Source organism: Citrobacter amalonaticus Y19, from assembly GCF_000981805.1.
In the GTDB taxonomy this organism is placed as follows: Bacteria; Pseudomonadota; Gammaproteobacteria; order Enterobacterales; family Enterobacteriaceae; genus Citrobacter_A; species Citrobacter_A amalonaticus_C.
The window spans coordinates 2,284,089-2,304,443 of record NZ_CP011132.1 but is presented as its reverse complement, the minus strand read 5'-3'; the positions used below and the strand labels follow the sequence as shown (position 1 = coordinate 2,304,443).

Genomic DNA, 20,355 nt, shown 5'->3' with positions numbered 1-20,355 from the left:
AGTAACCATACAGACCCGCTCCGGCGGGTTTCTTTTTATCCAGGAGACAGTTATGTCCTCACTTTATGAAAAATCTCAGGGCACAAAGATTCAGATTACCTCTGCCCCTGTAACGTCAGAGACTGTCGACGATGCAACCTTTCTTGACCTCCATTGCACGATCAAAGAAGTGCAATTTACTGGTGGGCAAAAGCAGGACATCGACGTTACGACTCTGTGCTCTACTGAGCAGGAAAACATCAATGGACTGGGCGCGCAGTCAGAAATTTCACTATCGGGTAATTTCTACTCCAACCCGGCGCAGGATGCTCTGCGTGAAGCATACGACAACGACACCACATACGGTTTCAAAATCATTTTCCCTTCTGGGATCGGCTTCCAGTTCCTGGCTGAAGTTCGCCAGCACACCTGGTCATCCGGTACAAACAGCGTTGTGGCTGCAACTTTCTCGCTGCGGCTGAAGGGAAAACCAACAAAAATTGATCCTGGCTCTTAAGGAGTAACCGATGAAATCAATCAAGGAACTTGCGCTGGCTAAAATGTCAGGATTTAGACATAAAATCATTCCTGTTCCAGAGTGGGGCGGGGTGAAAGTGGTCCTGCGTGAACCTTCTGGCGAAGGCTGGCTGCGTTGGCAGGAAATTGCAAAAGCCGGTACCGATGAAGAGGAAGTATCAGTATCTGAAAAGGCACACCGTAGCTTGTGTGCTGACGTTGCTCTGTTCATTGACGTGCTGTGTGATGCTGATAAGCAGCCGGTTTTCAGTCAGGAAGATGAAGAGCAGGTTCGTGAAATTTACGGCCCTGTTCATTCTCGCCTGCTGAAACAGGCACTTGATCTCATCACATCAGCGGAAGATGCAAAGGCAAAGTAGCCGCCCCCGGAGTAAGGTTTCTGATGGCGCTCGCGCTCCGGATGGGGCGCACGCTCTCGGAACTCAGGCAGAGCATGACGGCCAGCGAGTTGCTTATGTGGATCGAGTTCGACAGACAAAGTCCTGTTGGTGATATTCGCGCTGATATACAGGCTGCGCAAATTGTGTCTGCAATTTATGGTTCACAAGGTGGAAAGGTACCGCTGGACGATGCAATTTTGCGCTGGGGGAGTGATGAACAGAATGAAGGAAAGGACCCGTTTGCAAACCTTGAGGCTGCATTAACCGCAGTAACCCAGTGACATTATAATCATTCCACATTAATATTTATTGCCTTCTAAATATGGAATAGGGATATGAATAAATTACTTCTGGTTGTTGCTATCGCTCTATTATCTGGATGTTCTACGCAGCCCGTTTCTACAGAACAAGCAAGAAGTGTTTCTGCTGACAGAATTTGGGATAAAAAAATCGTTAAAAATTCTGCTGATACCGGGACAGTTATCGTCAAAAGAGATTCCGGACTAATGGGTAGTGCGTGCCTTATCAGTATTTATATTGATGGCAATCCAATTGCAGATATTGATTCAAGGGAAAAAGTGATCTTCTACCCAAATCCAGGTCGGCATGTTTTAAGTGCAACACCTCATGGCTGGTGTGCTGGTGGCATGGTTGAGGTGGGGGCTGAAGTAGTAAAAGATAAGGTACTAATATACCGGGTTGGATACGGGGCTAACGGCGATTTCAGATTCTCACCTACAGCTTTTTAAGTAAACTCTCGAATTAAAGACACCCGCCTAAAAAGGCGGGTTTTTTATTGGGTGAAATATGGCGACTCTCCGCGAACTTATTATTAAAATTTCGGCTAACTCTCAGTCTTTCCAGACGGAGATCGCGCGGGCATCTCGTACGGGGCAGGATTATTACCGCACTATGCAGAATGGCGGTCGCCAGGCTGCGGCAGCATCGAGAGAGACACAGAAGGCGCTTGCCGAGGTAACCAGTCAACTTAATACAGCAAAAGCCTCTGCAATGGGTCTGGCTGGTGCTTTTGCAGGCGCATATGCCACTGGCCACCTGATTTCTCTGGCGGATGAATGGAGTTCAGTTAATGCCAGGTTAAAGCAAGCATCGCAATCGACTGATGATTTTAAAGAATCACAGCGTGCACTGATGGATATCAGCCAGCGAACCGGCACTGCATTTTCAGATAACGCCAGCCTGTTTGCTCGTTCGGCGGCTTCTATGCGTGAATATGGTTACAGTTCAGAAGCGGTTCTGAAAGTAACCGAAGCTATTTCAACAGGACTTAAGCTATCTGGTGCCAGCACATCTGAAGCCAGTTCAGTAATCACCCAGTTCAGCCAGGCGCTGGCGCAAGGCGTCCTCCGTGGAGAAGAGTTTAACTCTGTCAATGAAAATGGCGATCGTGTAATACGTGCCCTTGCCTCCGGGATGGGAGTAGCCAGGAAAGACCTTAAAGCGATGGCTGATCAGGGGCAATTAACCGCTGATAAGGTGGTGCCTGCTCTAATCAGCCAGCTTGGATCACTTCGCGAAGAATACAGTGCTATGCCGCAGACAGTGGCGGCAGCATCAACAAAAATTGAAAATGCCTTCATGGCATGGGTTGGCGGTGCGAATGAAGCGACCGGTGCGACAAGCGCACTGACCGGTGTTCTCAATACCATTTCAGATAATATTAACACCGTAGCTGCTGCCGCTGGTGCTCTGGCCGCTATTGGCGGGGCAAGGTATCTTGGTGGTATGTTCGGTGATCTCAGTGGGCAAACAGCACAACTGATCGATGTACGTAAAAATGAGATTGCGCTGGCTGCCGCCCGCGCCAGTTCAGCAACACAGTCTCAGCGAAAAGCCGCAGCAGATGCAATTGCAGCAGAACGATCTTACCAACTGGCCCAGACAGAGCTTGAACTTGCACGTAACACCAATGCAGAGGCAACAGCAACGCAGAACGCTATTGCGAAAAGACGGGCGATGATCACGGCAAATGCCGCGCTGGTTCAGTCTAACCGTGCTGTTACTGCATCACAGCAGGCTCTTAACTCTGCGACCTCTGTGATGGGACTTGTCAAAAGTGGAGCAACAGGGCTGCTTTCACTGGTTGGTGGTCTACCTGGATTACTGATGCTGGGCGCTGGTGCCTGGTACACCATGTACCAGAATCAGGAACAGGCCCGACAATCTGCCCGCGAATATGCAAACCAGATTGACGAGATCAAAGAGAAGACATCGAAAATGTCTCTTCCTGAGTTGGACAGCAACCGTAGTCAGACTGTCGCCGCACTGGAAGAACAAAAAAGGTTGATTACAGAACAGGAAAAAAGTGTAACCAGCCTGAACCGCCGGATTAATGAACTCAATGAAGCGAGAAATAAGCCGGGAATAACTCAAGAAAACGACCTCAATATTCTTAAGTCAATTTCAATACTGACTGATCAAATTTCTGTTGAGGAAGAAAAACTTGCTCAACTTAGAGAAAAATCTCGATCGGTATCGCAAGCTCTTGAGGAAAACGAAAGGCGGCGTAATGACCTGATTAAAGAGCGAGCCTGGCGTCAAAATGCTGAGTATCAGTCTCTGGTAAACATGAATGGCCAGCATACTGAATTCAACAGGCTACTGGGGCTTGGTAATGATCTTCTTCGTGCGAGACAGGGACTTGCCAACATTCCTCTACGTATACCTCAGGCCGATCTGACCAGCAAGCAGACTGATGCACTGGCGAAGAGTCGCCGCGAACTGGAGCTGTCACGGTTACAGGGAGAGGCGAAAGAGCGGGCGCGACTCGGATACGCCGCTGACGATCTCGGGCTTACAAATGATCCTCAGTATCAGACAAACAGACAGGAGTTGATAAACAACGGCCTGGCGGAATGGAGAAATAATCAGGCTAATAAGCCGAAAGCTAAAGGTGGGAAAACAGAAACTGAAAAAACGGCGGATACTTACGACAAGCTGATTAAACAGCAGAAAGAGCAAATCGCTCTGGCTGGGCAAAATACCGAACTGGCTAAACTGAAATATCAGGTAAGCCAGGGGGAGCTTGCTACGCTGACCGAAACGCAGAAACAAACTCTTTTGCAAAATGCAGCACTTATCGACCAGCAGAAGATTCGTGAACAACTGGCAGCATATGAAGCAAACCTCGCTGATGCCAACGCCAGTGCGCGATCTTCTAATCAGGCAGAGCTGACAGGGTATGGGCAGGGAAGCCGTATCCGCGAGCGAATGCAGGAAATGCTGCGCATACGAGAGGAATTTCAGCAGAAGAACGTTGATCTACAGCGGCAATATCAATCTGGAGATATTTCCGAGGACCTCTACCGTCAGGAACTGGCGCTGAATAAGCGCTATCTCGATGAACGTCTTCGCGATCAGGAAGCTTATTACACTGCCTCTGATGCCCAGCGCAGCAACTGGACCGCTGGCATGCGTGAAGGATTCGCTAACTGGGCTGATACTGCTTCGGATTACGCTTCGCAGTCTGCTGATCTGGTTAATAACTCCATGTCTGGGCTGGTCGGTAATATTTCTGATGCTCTGGCCGGTAATAAAGTCGACTGGGAAGACTGGGCCAATTCGGTGCTTCAGTCTATGCAGAAAATCATTCTGAACGCGATGCTGGTGGATTCCCTGCGGTCGGCCAGTAATAGCGGTTTTTTCAGTTCTATTGGCGGAATGTTTGGTGCGTCTGGGGCTGGTGGAAGTACACCCTCAGGCGCTTATAACTCTGCTGCGTCTGGTATTAAGTTGAATGCCAAAGGAGGTGCCTATGCTTCTGAAAGTCTCAGTGCTTACAGCAACAGCATTGTGAGGACACCAACTTATTTTGCTTTCGCAAAGGGCGCGGGGCTGATGGGAGAAGCTGGGCCAGAAGCGATTATGCCGCTGACGCGTTCTGCCGATGGTTCTCTGGGGGTCCGTATGGTTGGGGCACAGCCCGCATCTGGTGGGAATGGGGATATAAATATTACCCAGCACTTTTCCATCTCCGGTAACGGAGATGCGGCACTGAAACAGGCTATGCAGGAAGCCGCCCGTCAGGGGGCGAATGATGGCGCTAAGCAGGCGCGTCAGGATTTGCTTCAGGACTTTTCCAATCGTGGCCAAGCTCGTCGTTTGTTAGGCGTGTGATGTCCAACATTTTCTATTTAAATTGCCGAAAGGCGGGAGATAGTTATGGCTTTAGAGAAACGTGTTGAAGCGCTGGAAAAGTCGCTTTTGCGTATGCGTCAGGCCAACAATGAGATTAACTGCGCGATTGATGAACTCAGTGCTTCTGTTCGACAGCAACTGAAAGTTAATGATAAGGGACTTCAGGAGCAGGGCGACAAAGTTACATTAGCAGATGGCGGTATTACTGTTCATCTTAAAGGGGGAGGGTTTATTGTTATTAACTGTTTTAGTGCCCCTGTAAGCGAATCAGATAAATTACGCCAGGCAATGGAGAAAGCCGCTACTGCTGGTGCGGAGGCGGCTATGAAACAAATACATCAAGACTTTATTTTTCGTGGACCACTACGCCGATTACTTGGCTTAGGCTGAATATAATCCATTGAGGTACTGATTAACTTCTTTTTCAAGATCCACGAGAGTGCGACTCTTCGCATCCTTAATGTATATATGATTGGTGATGCTTTCTCCGTGCTCACCATAAACGGTAAATCTGACATTTGGAGCCCCGGCTTCTGGTTCGTAATCACCTGGCATTCCAATGTGTAGCAGTTGCACTTTAGACAGGTAAAACTTCATTTTATTTCCTTATCCAGAGGTAATCAGCTATCCCTCCTTAATCTGAGTGCGTCAGTGTCCCACCACTGACGGGCTGAGCATCAACCATAGCCAGGTATGTAAACCATTAACATCCTGATAAACGATCAGTATCCGCCTCGTGCGTATTCCTCCAGGAGAGAGATTTATGGCTGCACTTGAATGGCCGGATGATATCTGTCCGGCGTCTTTAACGTGGCGACCTGAAAGCAACACCAAAACCTTTCGTTCCCCCTTCAATGGATCATCACAAACCGCACGCTTCCCCGGTACTCGCTGGGTATGTTCCCTGACTTTTAATAACCTTACTGACGAAAAATCCAGGCGTATTGATGCCCTGGTGGCTTCCCTTGATGGCGAATATGGAAGGGTAAAAGTCCGTGACTGGGGGAGAAGTGGCAGAGCACCTGCTGGTGCGCCCGTTGTTGATGGCGCTAATCAGACAGGAATCCAGCTTCAGAGTAAGGGCTGGACGCCGGGAACAGTTGTGCTCAGACAGGGCGATTATTTCACTGTTAACGATGAACTGAAGATGGTTACAGCCGACGTGACGAGCGCGGCGAACGGTACCGCAATAATTGTATTTGCCCCGATGATGCGCAGCTCGCCACCTGCTAATGCTGCCATTGAAGTTGCGAAACCCTACGGTATTTTCAAACTGAAGGATAACCAGCAGGGCGCCGGTAACCGTGTGCCGGGTGTTTTTACCAGTTATACCCTGGAGCTTGAGGAGGCATTTTAATGCTGTATTCCCCCTTTTCTGATTCGATGGTGGACTGGTTATCCCGCGACAGGGTGACGGTAGCGATCGCCGCCAATATTCAGTTTGAATCCGGCACCGTCTATGTGCATTCCGGTACCGGGACGATCGTACTGGGTGGCTACGTCTATTACGGCATGGGACGCATGGGCTCGATTGATGATGCCACTGAGACGAACACGACCAGCCCGACGCAAGTGAAGATGACGCTTTCCGGGCTTGACCTGTCACTGTTCGCCAAAACACTGAATGAACGTTGTGTTGGTCGCAATGCTGAAATCTACCTGGTTGCGATGAATGACAATGGCGCGGTGCAGGTTGCCGATCTTCTGTTTAAAGGGAAAGTATCGGGTACCGGGGGCACTGCCGGAGAGACCAACGCTCTTCAGTACACCATCAGTAATATTTTTGAAGACTGGCAGCGCCCGTTCCCGGATCGCTATACCGATGAATCACAACAGGCCTCTTATTCTGGTGACCGCATATTTCGCTATGTGGCGCAGATGGCTGAGCGTTCCATTTTCTGGGGCAACAAAAAGGATGCGCCTGGGTTTACTTATAAGTGAGGAAGCATGAAGCACCCTGACTGGCAAAACAGACTAAATGCAGTGATGAAGGCCGCTATTGAGCGGCCTTTTTCATGGGGCAAACATGACTGTTGCCTGTTTGCGGCAGACTGCGCTCAGGCCATGTGTGGCGATGACTATGCGGCAGACTGGCGTGGAACTTATGACAGTGAAACCGGCGCAAAGAAAGCGATTCTTACAGGTGGCGGGACGCTGGAAAAAGTGATCGGCAAATACCTTGACGAGGTTCCGGTGAAACTGGCTCAGCGTGGGGACATTGCCATTGTCGAGAACGGCGGGGCGAAGTGCGCTGGCGTGGTGTATTCCGGCTCGGTCTGGGTGCCGGGTGAAAATGGTCTGGTGAGCTTACGGGTTAAACCGCTGAGTGTCTGGAGGATTCGTTAATGCCTGCTGCTATTCCTGTCATTGCGACCGTTGCAGCAGGTGCTGCTGCTTCATATCAGTATTACGGGATCGCAATGGCGATCACCGTCGCTGCCCAGATCGCAACTCAGGCTCTCACCAAAAAACCATCCATCGATTCATACCGTGACACATCAGAACGTAAACAGGTTCTTCGTGCCGCTGCCAGCGCGAAAACTGTTGTTTATGGACGTACCACTGCCGCCGGTACGTTGTTCTTTTCAGAAGAACAGCCCGGCCAGCAGGATGATGGTGAAATGTTGCACCTGGCCGTTGCTCTCGCAGGGCATTCATTATCCAGCATCGGAACGGTCTGGCTCGGCGATGAACCCATCAGCAGTTATCCCGAGCATGCTTCATTCCAGTTACACACGAACCGGCAGACTGCAGATCCGTTCATGCTGGCGAACTGCCCGTCATGGAAAAATGACATGATCGGCAAGGGGATCACATGGCTTCGTGTCTCCCTGAAATTCAGCGCAGAGAAATTCCCTTCCGGTATTCCCAATATCAAAGTAGAGAAGTTTGGGCGCGTCGTATACGACCCGAGAACAGGCCTGACCGGATACAGTAACAATGCGGCGCTGGTTATCCTGGACTATTACCGCAACTACCTGAAGGTTCCTGATTCAGACATCAACTGGGATCAGTTTCAGGAAGCCGCCAACATCTGCGATGAGGATGTGATCACCGGCGGTAATACTGTCGAAAGACGCTACACGATCAATGGCGAGTTTGACCTCAGCGAAAACAAGGTGAGCATTCTGGAGGGGATGCTTGCGGCCTGTGCGGGTGACGTGACCTATATTGCCGGCAAGCATGGTTTGCTGGTTGGCGCGTATTATGGCCCGGCAACGGAAGTGATCACCGAAAGCCAGCTGGCCGGTGATATAGAAATCATGCCGGAAGTCTCCCAGTCGGAGCGTGTTAACACTATCAAGGGAACATTCGTCGATCCGCAACAGGGATTTACTGAAGCTGATTTCCCATCCGTATCGGTAAGCGAGTGGGTGGCGGAGGACGGCGTCGAAATCTCGCAGGATATGAAACTGCGATTTGTGACGAGTGAGTTTCAGGCGCAGCGCCTGGCTGATGTGAAGTTAAAGCGTACCCGTATTGCCAGAACGATGAACGTTACGCTGAATCTCAGCGGCTACCGATATCGTCCCGGAATGTATGTGAAGGTCAATTTCCCGTCTATTGGCATCGTGAACGTTGAGATGCGGGTGACGGACTGGAAATTTGGTGTGCAGAACGGCGTGCAACTGACACTGAAACAGGAAACGGCTGATGTATGGGGTGATGCTGTCGGTAAGCCTATTGAGCGTCCTCCATTCACTCAGTTACCGTCCGGTGGTGTTGCCCAGCCGCAGAACATGAAGTACACCGTTGAAGAAATCGGCCAGGTGGTCCAGGGGATACTGTCCTGGGAAAATATCGGGCAGGTTGTCTATAACAAAGTCGTCATTCGTCGAAATGGCCAGATGGTGCTTTCTGCTCAGGTGCCGGGGTCTTTCACTCGTCTGACTGGGTTGCCAAGGAATACCTACACGGCGCATGTTTCAGCGGTGAATCAGATGGGGGCTGAATCGCCTGAAGCTTATCTTGAGTTCAGTGTTGAAGCGCCGCCGCCGCCCTCGCATGTTGATATTGAGCAGGGGTTCTTTGCAGTGACAATGATCCCCCGTCTTGCTGCGATCACTAACGTTTCCACCCAGTTCGACTTCTGGACATCAGGTGAGACGAAGCTTCCGGGAACCTCAACTGAGATCGTTGAGGGCAACGCCAGCAGAGAGGGGATGGGGACCACATGGACCAGCAATCAGTTGCAGGTCGGGCATACCTATTACTGGTATATCAGGACCATTAACGCATTCGGCGCTTCTGCATTTATCGAAGTTCCTGCTCTGTGCTCAATGGATACAGGAAGCCTGATCGACCTCATTGATGATTCTGTTCAGAATTCTGAAGCATTCCAGAACGTTAAAGGCGGGGTTGATACAAACCTTGAAGGCATAATGGAAAATGCCCTCGCCAATCACGGCACGGTCCAGCGGCAGTTTGAGCAGTATGGTGAAGTGAAAGCCGAAGTCATGACGGTGACCACCACGGTTGCAAATCTTGATGGCGCATTCGCTGAACTCGCTGATTATGTACAGGCGCAGATCGGGCCTGATGGTGAACTGATGGCGGCTGTAAATCAGAAATTAACAGCCGAAGTGAAAAACGATGGCACTGCGAAAGCGTCGTACACACTGAACCTTGGGATTGTCAGAAACGGTGTGAAATATAACACCGGGTTTGGCATGTCCATTGAGCCATCGGGCAGCACATATAAATCCACAGTGGTTTTTGCTGCTGATCAGTTCGGCATTTATTCTGGTAGTGATCCTGGAAATTACACCGCCGCTTTCTTTGTCTATAACGGGCAGGTATTTATCCGCGATGCGCTTATTCAGGATGCCAGTATTACCAACGCCAAAATTGCCAGCTATATCCGATCTAATAATTTTCTCGCCGGAACACGTGGCTGGAATATTGATAAGAGTGGCGACTGTGAATTCCATGGAAAACTGTATGCGACCAGCGGCCAGTTTGCATTTAACGGTGTGAATAATACGGTCGTTATTAACGGCAATGGAATTACTGTCAATCTGTCTGGCGGTGGGCGAGTTGTTGTCGGTAAATGGTAGGTGAATTATGCCAGAAGGTATTCTGATTGATTATAACGATGGTCGCCCGGTGATGGCGATTACAGCGGGGCTTCGTGCCCCGTCTTTTTGCACGAACTTTGCCGGGCGCGGTACGGCCGGTAATCAAATGACAATAAGCACCCCGCTAACGGCGGGATCACAGGTTATCGTCGTCCCTACGGTGCCCGCCGAGATGCAATACATCATCGACAACCAGGTCGAAGTAAACGTGCCGGTGTCGATGGCGTCCGTTGTGCGTAATGGCAATACCGGCGTTACCATCAACGGCGGGACGCAGTTCGGCTACAATCTTACCCCTTATGACTGGCGCGGCACTGTTCTTGAGATATTGCCCGCTGGAACTTATAACACCGGCCTGCTGGTGGCTGACGCTACCGATTTCACCGCTATATCGAATAACGCTAAATTAATGACATGCGCCTGGGTTGGGCAGTGGGTTGTGAATGGGTCTCGTGCCCTTCCTGTTAGCGGAATACCCTTCGCCCGCTGGGATAACGGCGGTGTATCAGTAGGATTTGACGGCACCAATATTATCGTGCGGGATACTAATTACACCGGGTCTGATGACGTCACAGGGAGCGTTACATTAGACCTGGTAATATTCAATAATACCGCTCCGGTTGGGGGGGACGGTATCACCATGACCAACTCAGCGGGGCAGGTGACATTTTCCACACTCAAGCGCCCGTTTGTTTACGAACGCCTTCTTACCGTGTCAGACAGTAACCAGTCCGTAGGAACCAGTTTTACGCAATTATGTTTTGTCGGGTCAAATAGTCGCAAGATTGGTGACTACGATAATGTCCGCTTTAAGGGAATGATTCGGTCAGGGAGTAATATCCGCGCCGGGCTTAGTCGGGTTGTTGGTAATTATTACAACCAGGGGTTTAACAATAATTTTAACCAGAACATCGCAATGCCGATCCTTGTCCTTCCCCCCATGTATTGAGGAAATAATATGTCAGCAGGAACATTAACCCTGACCAATAATAATTCCGCTGTCACAGGCAGTGGTACTACGTTCACAACAGACCTGAGTGCTGGTGATTTCATCATGATCACCGTTGGCGGGGTGCCTTACACACTGGCAGTAAGAGCAGTTAACAGCAACACGTCTGTATCTCTCGTCAGTAATTATACGGGTCCTACTCTTTCCGGCGCAGCCTGGAATGCGGTTCCCCGCGTCACCCTTAACATGGTCACAGCAGCGCTGGTAGCGCAGAGCACTGAAGCGCTGCGTGGACTCAACTATGACAAGCAGAACTGGCAGCAGTTTTTCACTGCTAATGGTGATGTAACCATTACGCTTCCAGACACCAGTCAGACCACGGGTCCATCAGCAAAGAAACTTATCAACAGTGTTGCCGATAAGGCAAGCAAAGGCGCAAACAGTGACATCACCAGTATTACCGGACTGACAACGGCACTTGGCGTTGACCAGGGCGGTACTGGATCAACTACTGCCGCCGGCGCTCGCTCAAAGCTCGAATTAAAGTCCGCCGCTGTTTATGATGTGATCGGCAACGTGGCGAGCAACACTGCAATTATTGAACAGGGTACAGGCTCACAGGGTCAATACATCAAATTTGCCGACGGCACATTAATCTGTCAGTTTAACCGCGGAAGTATTGATGTTGCCTCATCAGCCAGAACCGAAGGTTCTATATCATTTTTTTGGATGGCCTATCCATGGGTTTTTCCTGCTGCGTTTATTAATACAAATATCGCTGTATCTGTCGCAGCGACTGCATGGGGTTCTGCTGGCGGGTCTGGTACATCCGCAGTTATGACAGGCTCATCCATTCAGGATCTGAGTACCACATCATTCACTGCGCGAGTTTATTCCCCTGCCAGCTTTGCTTCTTTGAGCCCATTAACGTTACTCGCAGTAGGAAAATGGAAATGAATTTTAACATTACCCTTATCCCTCAACGCCGTGATGACATGCTTTCTCTGTCGTGTAATGGTCCGGTGCTTGTAATTAACGGAGAAGCGTTTGATTTCAGCCCCATGTCACCCGGCGACGAATTGCCGTTTACCGCTGTTGGTTGTGATTTTTTTGTCGGCAGAATTACCTGCGATGAGAATGGCGACATACATGCAGCGATGGTATATCCCTGCGGCGATGGCGAACAACAGTATGATCTGAAGATGGAAACTGGACGCGTATATAACTTTGGTGAGGTCGCCGTTAATGATTGACTGGACGAAGCTCAAAAAAGCAGATGAGGTTGCTGAGGAAGCCTGGCAGCAGCAATATGATGCTGTGGCCAGCCAGAGACTGGGCGCGTACCGCGCCGAGTCAGATCATCTAAAAACTGAGGCAGATTATGACGCAACTATTGCGGGAAAACCGCCAGATTACAGTGTATGGATAGCGAAAGTGAAAGAAATCAAATCCCGCTATCCCATTCCAGATAAACAGTCAGGTTCCTGAACCATCGAGGCGACGTGTACGGCGCGGGGTGATTGCCCAGCAGATCCGCAACATTGATCCGTGCTACGTCAAGGAAGTGCACAACGGTGACGAAGTAAACCTGGTGCTGGACAGCAACCCGTTATTGCTGGATGCCATTTCCGCCGTTAAGGTTCTGGCGCGGCAGGTGGAAGAGTTGCAGGCCGAATTAAAGACGCTGAAAGGCGAGTAAAAGAAGGGGGCCATTAGGCTCCTTTTTTTGTTCAGCTTCCAGTCAGTGAGCTCTGAGTTTAAAAATCAGCAAGATACTCAGTGTTAAATATTGATAGTTTCCGCCTGTATTAAACTGTGTCGAACCGGGCATGATAGTCCATTTCGGCATACTAAAACCTGTAATGTTTGCGTATCCGAAGGCTGGTAATCATTATAAAAATTTAGCTCAATTTAGGTAACTAGTGGATATCGTCTATCAGTCTGTAGTAAACAATATAGAAGGATTTTCTTGCGTAAAATGAGGGGAGAGGGATTTGCTTACGTTTTATGAGATTGCATCAATCAACCATAGATTACTGGATATCAGTGATACATGGGCCGATTTGTGGGTGTGCCTTCACTATTTACCAGTTGGTATCGGAAGGGTAAGAATGCTTCGCTATACTAACTTGGTTGGTAGTAATTTGACCTTTGAGCAAAGAGGAAGATTGAAGGAAATAAATATAATAGCTCCTTCGCCGGTTCGAAACATAATTTTACGCAGAAGGGAAATTTATCCTGATGATGTTTATGTTTTCCAGAGTCATTCTAATCGAGTTAAAGCAGAGGAAAAACCCGTGACAGTTGTTGCATTTAACCGGGCGCTTAAGCTCGCCTCTTCGGGGGTTACGACAAAGAATGTCACCAGTAAATGCGCCTGAAAAAAGTTGCCGTTGTTCGTCGTATGCAGGAACGGACGGCGGCTGGCGATCGTTCGATAGTGCGGGTATTGAATGATTGCCAGCCGGCGCAGAGTCTACATGACGATTAACGAACAAACCAGTCATCCGCATTTTCCCAGGCATCCTGCAATGTTTCCTGTACAAATGCTTTAGCATCTTCTTTATCGCTGGTTCGGAGTACTGATAATCCGTCGTTGCTGGCTGATTTAACGATGACCTCTACGTCGTCATAACGTTTACTGACCCGGCGTGTCATTTCCTGCTTTAATGCTTCTACAGATCCCTTCGGCATTTTGCTGATTTTCTCTTTTGCAATACTGATTTCGATACGCATAACTGCCTTCCTTTTGCTGGTTGAATATACAGTATTATGCCTTAAATAGACTATCAGTCAAATGTGCAGATCACTTATTTAAGTACAAAAACAAGTACATAATTTTTATTTTTTCATTTTTATTTTTAATAAAATCAGTGAATTAGATCTTTAGTATGTTAATCGTGGAAGAGAAAGGTGGGTTGCTGCTTGCCGTCATTCATAAATAAGTGGATTCCGTGACTTCTGGTTGCGCGCTGCCTGGACTGCACAGAGTACCAAAGTTCGGCGCGGTAATCAGCCCGCACTCGCCGCGAAGCAATAAAGAAACTCGTGAATGGAAACGCGCTCAGAACAACTAAAGAGAGAAAACTCTGCGACAAGTCACATTTCCTTGCAATTAATCCCTGTTTGTTTTGTCAGTTTTCCGTAAAAAGGACGGCTCTTTTGAAACACCTGAGGACATGCTGTTGAAACCCCGTCTGTTTATTGCCGCTTCTTTACTTGTGATGAATCTCTCTTCTGCTTTTGCCGCGAGTTCGGCCAGTTTTGCTCCCCCTCCGCCTGACATTGAGGCCGGTTCGTGGGTGCTTATGGATTACACCACGGGTCAAATTCTCACTGCGGGTAATGAACATCAGCAGCGCAATCCTGCCAGCCTGACCAAACTGATGACCGGTTATGTGGTCGATCGCGCCATTGACAGCCAGCGGATTACGCCGGATGACATGGTCACAGTGGGGCGCGATGCGTGGGCAAAAGACAATCCGGTTTTCGTCGGCTCCTCGCTCATGTTCCTCAAAGAAGGTGACCGGGTATCCGTGCGCGATTTAAGCCGTGGGTTGATTGTCGATTCCGGTAACGACGCCTGCGTCGCGCTGGCTGACTATATCGCCGGTGGACAGCCGCAGTTTGTCGCCATGATGAATAATTACGTTAAGAAGCTCAATTTACAGGATACCCATTTTGAGACGGTTCACGGACTGGATGCCCCCGGTCAGCACAGCTCGGCTTACGATCTGGCGGTGTTGTCCCGGGCCATCATTCATGGCGAGCCTGAGTTTTATCATATGTACAGTGAGAAAAGCCTCACCTGGAACGGTATTACCCAACAGAACCGTAACGGGCTGCTGTGGGATAAAACCATGAATGTTGATGGGCTGAAAACCGGGCACACCTCGGGCGCGGGCTTCAACCTGATTGCCTCTGCGGTGGATGGCCAGCGCCGACTGATTGCCGTCGTGATGGGGGCAAATAGCCCGAAAGGGCGTGAGGAGCAGGCGCGCAAACTGCTGCTTTGGGGCCAACAACATTTCGACACGGTGCAGATCCTGCGCAGCGGTAAGCAGGTTGGAACGGAGCGCATCTGGTACGGCGATAAAGAGAACATTGCGTTAGGCACCGAGCACGATTTCTGGATGGCGCTGCCGAAGGCGGAAATCCCGAACATCAAAGCGAAGTACATCCTGAATAAGAAGGAACTGCAAGCACCGCTCGCCGCGCATCAACGGGTCGGCGAAATTGAGCTCTACGACCGTGACAAACTGGTTGCTCACTGGCCTCTGGTGACGCTGGAAGCGGTAGGTAAGGGAGGCGTCTTATCTCGCCTGAGCGATTACTTTCATCATAAAGTCTGATTTGCACTGACAAGAGACTGGCAGGAGTTCGGCTCTGCTCACATAATAGTCACAAATTTCTTGTGACGGTTATTCAGGCTTAGTTACACTGTATATAAATACAGTGTAACAATGGAGGCAACATGAACTACGAGATCAGACACGCTGACAAGCGCACCGTTGCAGGTTTCCACCTGGTGGGACCGTGGGAACAAACGGTGAAGCAAGGCTTTGACCAGTTGATGATGTGGGTGGATGGCAAGCAGATTGTGACGCAGGAGTGGATCGCCGTTTACTTCGACAATCCGGATGAAGTGCCAGCCGAGAAACTGCGCTGTAGTACGGTCGTTTCGGTGCCCGCTGATTTTGTCATACCGGAAAACAGCGAGGGCGTGACGCTCAGCGAAATCGAAGGCGGCCAATATGCGACGGCGGTTGCGCGCGTTGACAATGGTGACTTTGCGACACCATGGCATCAGTTATTTAATAGCCTGATGCAGGATGAAACGTATGAAATGACGTGCAAACCCTGCTTTGAAGTCTATCTGAATAACGGTTGTGAAGACGGTTACTGGGATATCGAGATGTATATCTCGGTGCAACCTACCACGAAGTAAGCATAAAACCAGGCGGACCGGCGCTGAGCGACTACGCTTAGCGAGACGTCCTGTCCGCCGCGGCGATCTTCTGCGCGTAAAAACAGGTACAATCTGTTTTTGTCTTTTCCTGACGGAGTGCATGAGTGCGTGCCGACAAGTCACTGAGTCCATTTGAAATCCGCCTGTATCGCCATTACCGCATCGTGCATGGTATTCGCATTGCGCTGGCCTTCATCCTGACCTTTCTGCTTGTGCGCCTGTTTAACATTCCGGAAGGGACATGGCCTTTGATTACGCTGGTGGTGATCATGGGGCCAATCTCGTTCTGGGGAAACGTGGTTCCCCGCGCGTATGAACGGATTGGCGGTACGATCCTCGGGTCAGTGCTGGGTCTGGTGGCGCTGCGTCTTGAGCTTTTCTCATTGCCGCTGATGCTGCTCTGGTGTGCGGCGGCCATGTTCCTGTGCGGATGGCTCGCGTTAGGGAAAAAACCGTATCAGGCGCTTTTAATTGGCATCACGCTCGCCGTGGTGGTGGGCGCCCCGGCAGGCGATATGGAGACCGCGCTCTGGCGCGGCGGCGATGTCATTCTCGGGTCGCTCCTCGCCATGCTGTTCACCGGAATCTGGCCGCAGCGCGCCTTCATCCACTGGCGTATCCAACTGGCGCACTGCGTGACGGCCTATAACCGGGTGTATCAGGCGGCGCTGTCGCCCAATTTGTTAGAACGTCCCCGGCTGGACAAACATCTGCAACAGCTACTGGGTGACGTGGTAAAAATGCGCGCTCTGATTACGCCGGCGAGCAAAGAAACGCGCATCCAGAAATCCATTTTTGAAGCCATTCAGACCGTTAACCGTAATCTGGTCTGCATGCTCGAATTACAGATCAATGCCCTGTGGGCGACCCGTGAAAGCCATTTCGTCATGCTCAACGCCCATACGCTGCGGGAAACGCAGCAAATGACCCAGCAGGCGCTACTGACGATGGCTCATGCGTTGTTTGAGGGCAATCCGCAACCGATTCTCGCCAACAGCGAAAAACTGAATGAGACCGTTAACGAACTGCGTACGCTGATACGTCAGCACGATGAACACAATGTGGCCGAAACGCCGATTCATGGCTATGTCTGGCTAAGTCTGGAAACCGCCCGTCAACTGGAGCTGCTGTCGCATCTTATCTGCCGCGCACTGCGCAAATAAAAAGCAGGTAAGGGGAATGCTGCCGCTGCTGCTTCGATTCAGCAAGGAATAAGGGTATGATGGAAACCAGAATGAAGCCATTGTCATTTGTGGCTGTGAAAAGTAATGTTAGCCCTATCGTTTAAACGAATCCGACTCTCACATTATCAGGGGTGTAAAAATGGAAACTACCAAGCCATCTTTCCAGGACGTGCTGGAATTTGTCCGTCTGTTCCGTCGTAAAAACAAACTGCAGCGTGAAATCCAGGACGTTGAGAAAAAGATCCGTGACAACCAGAAACGTGTTCTGCTGCTGGACAACCTGAGCGATTACATCAAGCCGGGTATGAGCGTTGACGCTATTCAGGGCATCATCGCCAGCATGAAAAGTGACTATGAAGATCGCGTTGATGACTACATCATCAAAAATGCAGAGATCTCCAAAGAGCGCCGCGACATCTCCAAAAAGCTGAAAGCGATGGGCGAAATGAAAAACGGCGACGCGAAAGCGGAGTAACGTTAGTGTGCAGTGAGGGTCCGCAATGCGATCCTCACTGACGTTTTACGCCGCCGCTGACCATCCGCAACAGGTGCTGTTCTGGCCAGTGTTCGGTCAGTCTGTTTTTTGCCAGTAGCCACTTAACGTAGTCCACATCGTGTCGCTGCCTGTCGAGCATCAATCCGACGACGCTGCCGCTGTGCGCCACGTTCACGCCGTATAAATCGCACTCTTCAACCAGCGACAATAGCGCATCGAAATCGGGTTTCGGCAACAGCATCTGGCTGGCGATGGCGCTCAGCGTCGCCGCTTCTCCCATGCGATACGGATTTTGCTCCGCACAAGCTTCCTGTACTTTTTCCCATGCCCGCTTCAGCGCAGGCGCGCCAGCATGCAAACCGGCCTGCCGTGGAATGCGATGATAGTCGGCGGTGCGTAAGGTTTGTGGGCTTTCCAGCACGAGAAGGTCAAGCGCGGGTTGGGAGTCGCAGGGGATTTGCGTCGATGCGTCGTTGTGGTCAAACAGTGTCAGCTGTTGAAAAACGGTGCTGTCAGTCGGTTCCAGCGAGACGCAAAGCTGCGCGAGTGTGGATTCATCCAGTTGATGACCGAGATGTTGCGCGGTGGCGACGGCAGTTGCGGCGATGTCTGCCGTACTGCTGGCCATGCCTTTGGCAATCGGGATAGTTGAATGGATTGAAATACGGATATCCTGGCTAAGGTGCGCAGGGTAATTCCAGTGTTCAAGGAGTTGGTTGACCATCGCCCGGGAAAGAGGACGCTCATCCGCTAAAGGGGAACCGGTACTGACCTCGACGGTGCTGTACCAGTCAACCGGGCAGGAGACCAGTTTCTCGCTGCCCATAATCCAGCCCTGAATAAGTTCTCCGCACGACGCGGGGCACTGCGCAACAGCCACGTTATCACCTTTCTGCTCAGCAATCCTCGGCGCATAGTGTCATGGCGATTGCGCTATTACCATGATTTGCCGCAATTTGCGCGGCGCGAACTCAGGCTGACACGGCGAAAGTTTCTGATTCTGCGAGAGCAATCCGCATCACGTCCTGGGCTATCATCAGCTCTTCGTTGGTGTTGATGACCGCCACTTTAACGATCGCGTTTTCCGTCTGAATAAAAGTTGCATTCCGTTGGTTCTTCTCGTCGTCTACGCTAAGACCCAGGAAGTGCAGATTCTGGCAGATTGCCGCTCTGGCGCGCGCCGAGTTTTCCCCAATCCCTCCGGTAAACACCAGTGCATCCAGTCCCCCCATCTGCATGATATAGCTGCCAATGGTGGCGCGAATGCGTTCTGCAAACAGCGACAGGGCGAGCGCGGCGCGGGGATTCCCGTCGTCAGCGGCCAGCTCAACGTCACGATAGTCATGCGAGACGCCTGAAACGCCAAGCAGACCAGATTCATTGTTCAGTAGGTGGTTGAGCTGCTGTGGCGTTTTGCCTTCACGCTGGGCAACCCACGGTAAGATGGAAGGGTCGATATCCCCGCTGCGGGTTCCCATCATCACGCCAGACTGTGGGGTGAAGCCCATCGATGTGTTCACCGACCTCCCGCCTTTGATCGCGCAAATACTGCTGCCGTTGCCCAGGTGACAACACACGACACGCAGCGCGCTAAGCGGTACGCCAAGCTTTTCGGCGAGTGTTGCACTGACATACTTATGGCTTGTCCCGTGAAAACCATAGCGGCGGATACCAAACTCCGCGTAATACCGCCACGGAAGCGGATAGATATAGGCAGCTTCTTCCAGCGTCTGATGAAACGCGGTATCAAAAACGGCAACGGAAGGCACATCAGGCAACAACTGGCGAAACACGTTGATACCGAGCAGGTTAACCGGGTTGTGCAAGGGCGCCAGTTCAGCAAGGCGTTCAATTTCCGCCAGCGATTCATCGGTCACGCGTACAGAATCCTTAAATGATTCTCCGCCATGCGCCACACGATGGCCGACACCTTCGATATCCTGCAGGCTATTGATAATACCGTAGCTAATCAGCATTTCGAGAAGCAGAGTCACCGCCTCGCGGTGATCGGCAACCGGCGTGGTCTGCTGCCATTTTTGATCCTGCGCCTTCAGGGTGATCCGGGCATCCGGCAGGCCGATACGCTCAATGAGCCCCTGACACAGCAAATCGCCCTGCGGCATGTCCAGCAGCTGAAATTTAAGGGACGAGCTGCCCGCGTTGATCGCCATTATTTTGTGAGACATGAAGATTCCTTTTGGTTCAGAAAGGCAAACAGTGCATCGAGTCCGGAATGGTTGACGGCGCTGGTTACGAAGACGCGTTGTGCGCCAGCCTGCTCCAGCCAACCGATGACCTGCGCAATTTTCTGCGGGTCGGCTAAATCTGATTTGGTCACCACGCCGAACGCGGGTCTGTTCATCGGTGCGGTAAAACCGGGGGAGAAAGGGGACCACTGCGCATCACTATTGAGCACCAGCGCAATGACATCCGCCTCGCAGGCACTCGCCAACAGTGCGCTGTACAGACAACGGTTTTCCAGATATTCGCCAGGGGTGTCGATGGTCTCGGCAGACCAGACAATCGCCTGTGTTTTCTGATACTCGAGAGCCTCGCCGCGCAGACATTGCGTCAGCGAGGTCTTGCCGCACTGGCTGGGGCCAATCAACATCATGCGCTGCATAG

At 50.8% G+C, this 20,355-nt stretch carries 23 protein-coding genes and 1 pseudogene; 19 read left to right on the top strand and 5 right to left on the bottom strand.

Annotated features, from left to right (window positions below; all coding sequences use genetic code 11):
- Nucleotides 1–52: 52 nt before the first annotated feature.
- From F384_RS10605 to F384_RS10580, 6 genes and pseudogenes are all read left to right on the top strand, one after another.
- Nucleotides 53–472 (top strand): annotated as a pseudogene (locus tag F384_RS10605) (phage tail protein); the annotation flags it as partial.
- A gap of 34 nt (nucleotides 473–506) precedes the next feature.
- A complete protein-coding gene (locus F384_RS10600) occupies nucleotides 507–875 on the top strand; it encodes a phage tail assembly chaperone (protein ID WP_046481430.1) in 369 nt (122 codons plus the stop codon).
- A 23-nt stretch (nucleotides 876–898) separates the two neighbouring features.
- Entirely contained in the window at nucleotides 899–1,177 is a 279-nt protein-coding gene (locus F384_RS10595; protein WP_046481429.1) for a DUF4035 domain-containing protein, read from the top strand.
- Nucleotides 1,178–1,231: 54 nt separating this feature from the next.
- Nucleotides 1,232–1,645 (top strand): lipoprotein, encoded by a 414-nt coding sequence (locus F384_RS10590; protein ID WP_046481428.1) that lies wholly within the window; start codon nucleotides 1,232–1,234, stop codon nucleotides 1,643–1,645.
- Nucleotides 1,646–1,703: 58 nt separating this feature from the next.
- A complete protein-coding gene (locus F384_RS10585; protein ID WP_046481427.1) occupies nucleotides 1,704–5,033 on the top strand; it encodes a phage tail tape measure protein in 3,330 nt (1,109 codons plus the stop codon).
- 45 nt (nucleotides 5,034–5,078) lie between these two features.
- Nucleotides 5,079–5,444 (top strand): hypothetical protein, encoded by a 366-nt coding sequence (locus F384_RS10580; RefSeq protein WP_046481426.1) that lies wholly within the window; start codon nucleotides 5,079–5,081, stop codon nucleotides 5,442–5,444.
- Here F384_RS10580 and F384_RS10575 read toward each other — a convergent pair.
- A complete protein-coding gene (locus F384_RS10575) occupies nucleotides 5,436–5,651 on the bottom strand; it encodes a hypothetical protein (protein WP_046481425.1) in 216 nt (71 codons plus the stop codon). The genes F384_RS10580 and F384_RS10575 overlap by 9 nt on opposite strands.
- Before the next feature lie 166 nt (nucleotides 5,652–5,817).
- Between F384_RS10575 and F384_RS10570 the strand changes: the two genes are divergently transcribed.
- Genes F384_RS10570 through F384_RS10530 form a run of 9 tightly spaced genes read left to right on the top strand, consistent with a single transcriptional unit; the run spans nucleotide 5,818 to nucleotide 12,780 of the window.
- Nucleotides 5,818–6,411, top strand: a complete 594-nt coding sequence (locus tag F384_RS10570) for a hypothetical protein (protein ID WP_046481424.1) — start codon at nucleotides 5,818–5,820, stop codon at nucleotides 6,409–6,411.
- Complete coding sequence (locus F384_RS10565) at nucleotides 6,411–6,995, top strand: hypothetical protein (RefSeq protein ID WP_046481423.1); 585 nt, start codon at nucleotides 6,411–6,413, stop codon at nucleotides 6,993–6,995. The genes F384_RS10570 and F384_RS10565 overlap by 1 nt, the downstream gene beginning before the upstream one ends.
- Nucleotides 6,996–7,001: 6 nt before the next feature.
- On the top strand, nucleotides 7,002–7,400 hold the full coding sequence (locus F384_RS10560) for a DUF6950 family protein (protein ID WP_046481422.1): 399 nt from the start codon (nucleotides 7,002–7,004) through the stop codon (nucleotides 7,398–7,400).
- Entirely contained in the window at nucleotides 7,400–10,111 is a 2,712-nt protein-coding gene (locus tag F384_RS10555) for a DUF1983 domain-containing protein (RefSeq protein ID WP_046481421.1), read from the top strand. The genes F384_RS10560 and F384_RS10555 overlap by 1 nt, the downstream gene beginning before the upstream one ends.
- Nucleotides 10,112–10,118: 7 nt before the next feature.
- Complete coding sequence (locus F384_RS10550) at nucleotides 10,119–11,081, top strand: DUF6453 family protein (protein ID WP_046481420.1); 963 nt, start codon at nucleotides 10,119–10,121, stop codon at nucleotides 11,079–11,081.
- Nucleotides 11,082–11,090: 9 nt separating this feature from the next.
- Nucleotides 11,091–12,038: a hypothetical protein gene (locus F384_RS30350; RefSeq protein ID WP_226991642.1), complete on the top strand. Its 948-nt coding sequence runs from the start codon at nucleotides 11,091–11,093 to the stop codon at nucleotides 12,036–12,038.
- Complete coding sequence (locus tag F384_RS10540) at nucleotides 12,035–12,334, top strand: hypothetical protein (protein WP_052746917.1); 300 nt, start codon at nucleotides 12,035–12,037, stop codon at nucleotides 12,332–12,334. Before F384_RS30350 ends, F384_RS10540 begins: the two co-directional genes overlap by 4 nt.
- Complete coding sequence (locus F384_RS10535; protein WP_046481419.1) at nucleotides 12,327–12,569, top strand: hypothetical protein; 243 nt, start codon at nucleotides 12,327–12,329, stop codon at nucleotides 12,567–12,569. Before F384_RS10540 ends, F384_RS10535 begins: the two co-directional genes overlap by 8 nt.
- A 28-nt stretch (nucleotides 12,570–12,597) precedes the next feature.
- Nucleotides 12,598–12,780, top strand: a complete 183-nt coding sequence (locus tag F384_RS10530) for a hypothetical protein (RefSeq protein WP_046481418.1) — start codon at nucleotides 12,598–12,600, stop codon at nucleotides 12,778–12,780.
- A 788-nt stretch (nucleotides 12,781–13,568) separates the two neighbouring features.
- Here F384_RS10530 and F384_RS10520 read toward each other — a convergent pair.
- On the bottom strand, nucleotides 13,569–13,817 hold the full coding sequence (locus F384_RS10520; protein ID WP_044258215.1) for a DinI-like family protein: 249 nt from the start codon (nucleotides 13,815–13,817) through the stop codon (nucleotides 13,569–13,571).
- A gap of 443 nt (nucleotides 13,818–14,260) precedes the next feature.
- Between F384_RS10520 and dacD the strand changes: the two genes are divergently transcribed.
- From dacD to F384_RS10500, 4 genes are all read left to right on the top strand, one after another.
- Complete coding sequence (gene dacD / locus F384_RS10515) at nucleotides 14,261–15,433, top strand: serine-type D-Ala-D-Ala carboxypeptidase DacD (protein WP_046481417.1); 1,173 nt, start codon at nucleotides 14,261–14,263, stop codon at nucleotides 15,431–15,433.
- 122 nt (nucleotides 15,434–15,555) lie between these two features.
- Nucleotides 15,556–16,029, top strand: a complete 474-nt coding sequence (sbmC, locus tag F384_RS10510; protein ID WP_046481416.1) for a DNA gyrase inhibitor SbmC — start codon at nucleotides 15,556–15,558, stop codon at nucleotides 16,027–16,029.
- Between the two features lie 125 nt (nucleotides 16,030–16,154).
- Complete coding sequence (locus tag F384_RS10505; protein WP_046481415.1) at nucleotides 16,155–17,213, top strand: FUSC family protein; 1,059 nt, start codon at nucleotides 16,155–16,157, stop codon at nucleotides 17,211–17,213.
- 160 nt (nucleotides 17,214–17,373) lie between these two features.
- Complete coding sequence (locus F384_RS10500; protein WP_046481414.1) at nucleotides 17,374–17,709, top strand: DUF496 family protein; 336 nt, start codon at nucleotides 17,374–17,376, stop codon at nucleotides 17,707–17,709.
- A 34-nt stretch (nucleotides 17,710–17,743) separates the two neighbouring features.
- On the opposite strand, the gene F384_RS10495 is transcribed toward F384_RS10500, so the two are convergent.
- The 3 genes from F384_RS10495 to pduV form a co-directional block, all read right to left on the bottom strand.
- Nucleotides 17,744–18,610: an L-threonine kinase gene (locus F384_RS10495; RefSeq protein WP_046481413.1), complete on the bottom strand. Its 867-nt coding sequence runs from the start codon at nucleotides 18,608–18,610 to the stop codon at nucleotides 17,744–17,746.
- Between the two features lie 91 nt (nucleotides 18,611–18,701).
- On the bottom strand, nucleotides 18,702–19,916 hold the full coding sequence (locus F384_RS10490; protein WP_046481412.1) for an acetate/propionate family kinase: 1,215 nt from the start codon (nucleotides 19,914–19,916) through the stop codon (nucleotides 18,702–18,704).
- Nucleotides 19,901–20,353 (bottom strand): EutP/PduV family microcompartment system protein, encoded by a 453-nt coding sequence (pduV, locus tag F384_RS10485; protein ID WP_046481411.1) that lies wholly within the window; start codon nucleotides 20,351–20,353, stop codon nucleotides 19,901–19,903. The genes F384_RS10490 and pduV overlap by 16 nt, the downstream gene beginning before the upstream one ends.
- Nucleotides 20,354–20,355: the final 2 nt, after the last annotated feature.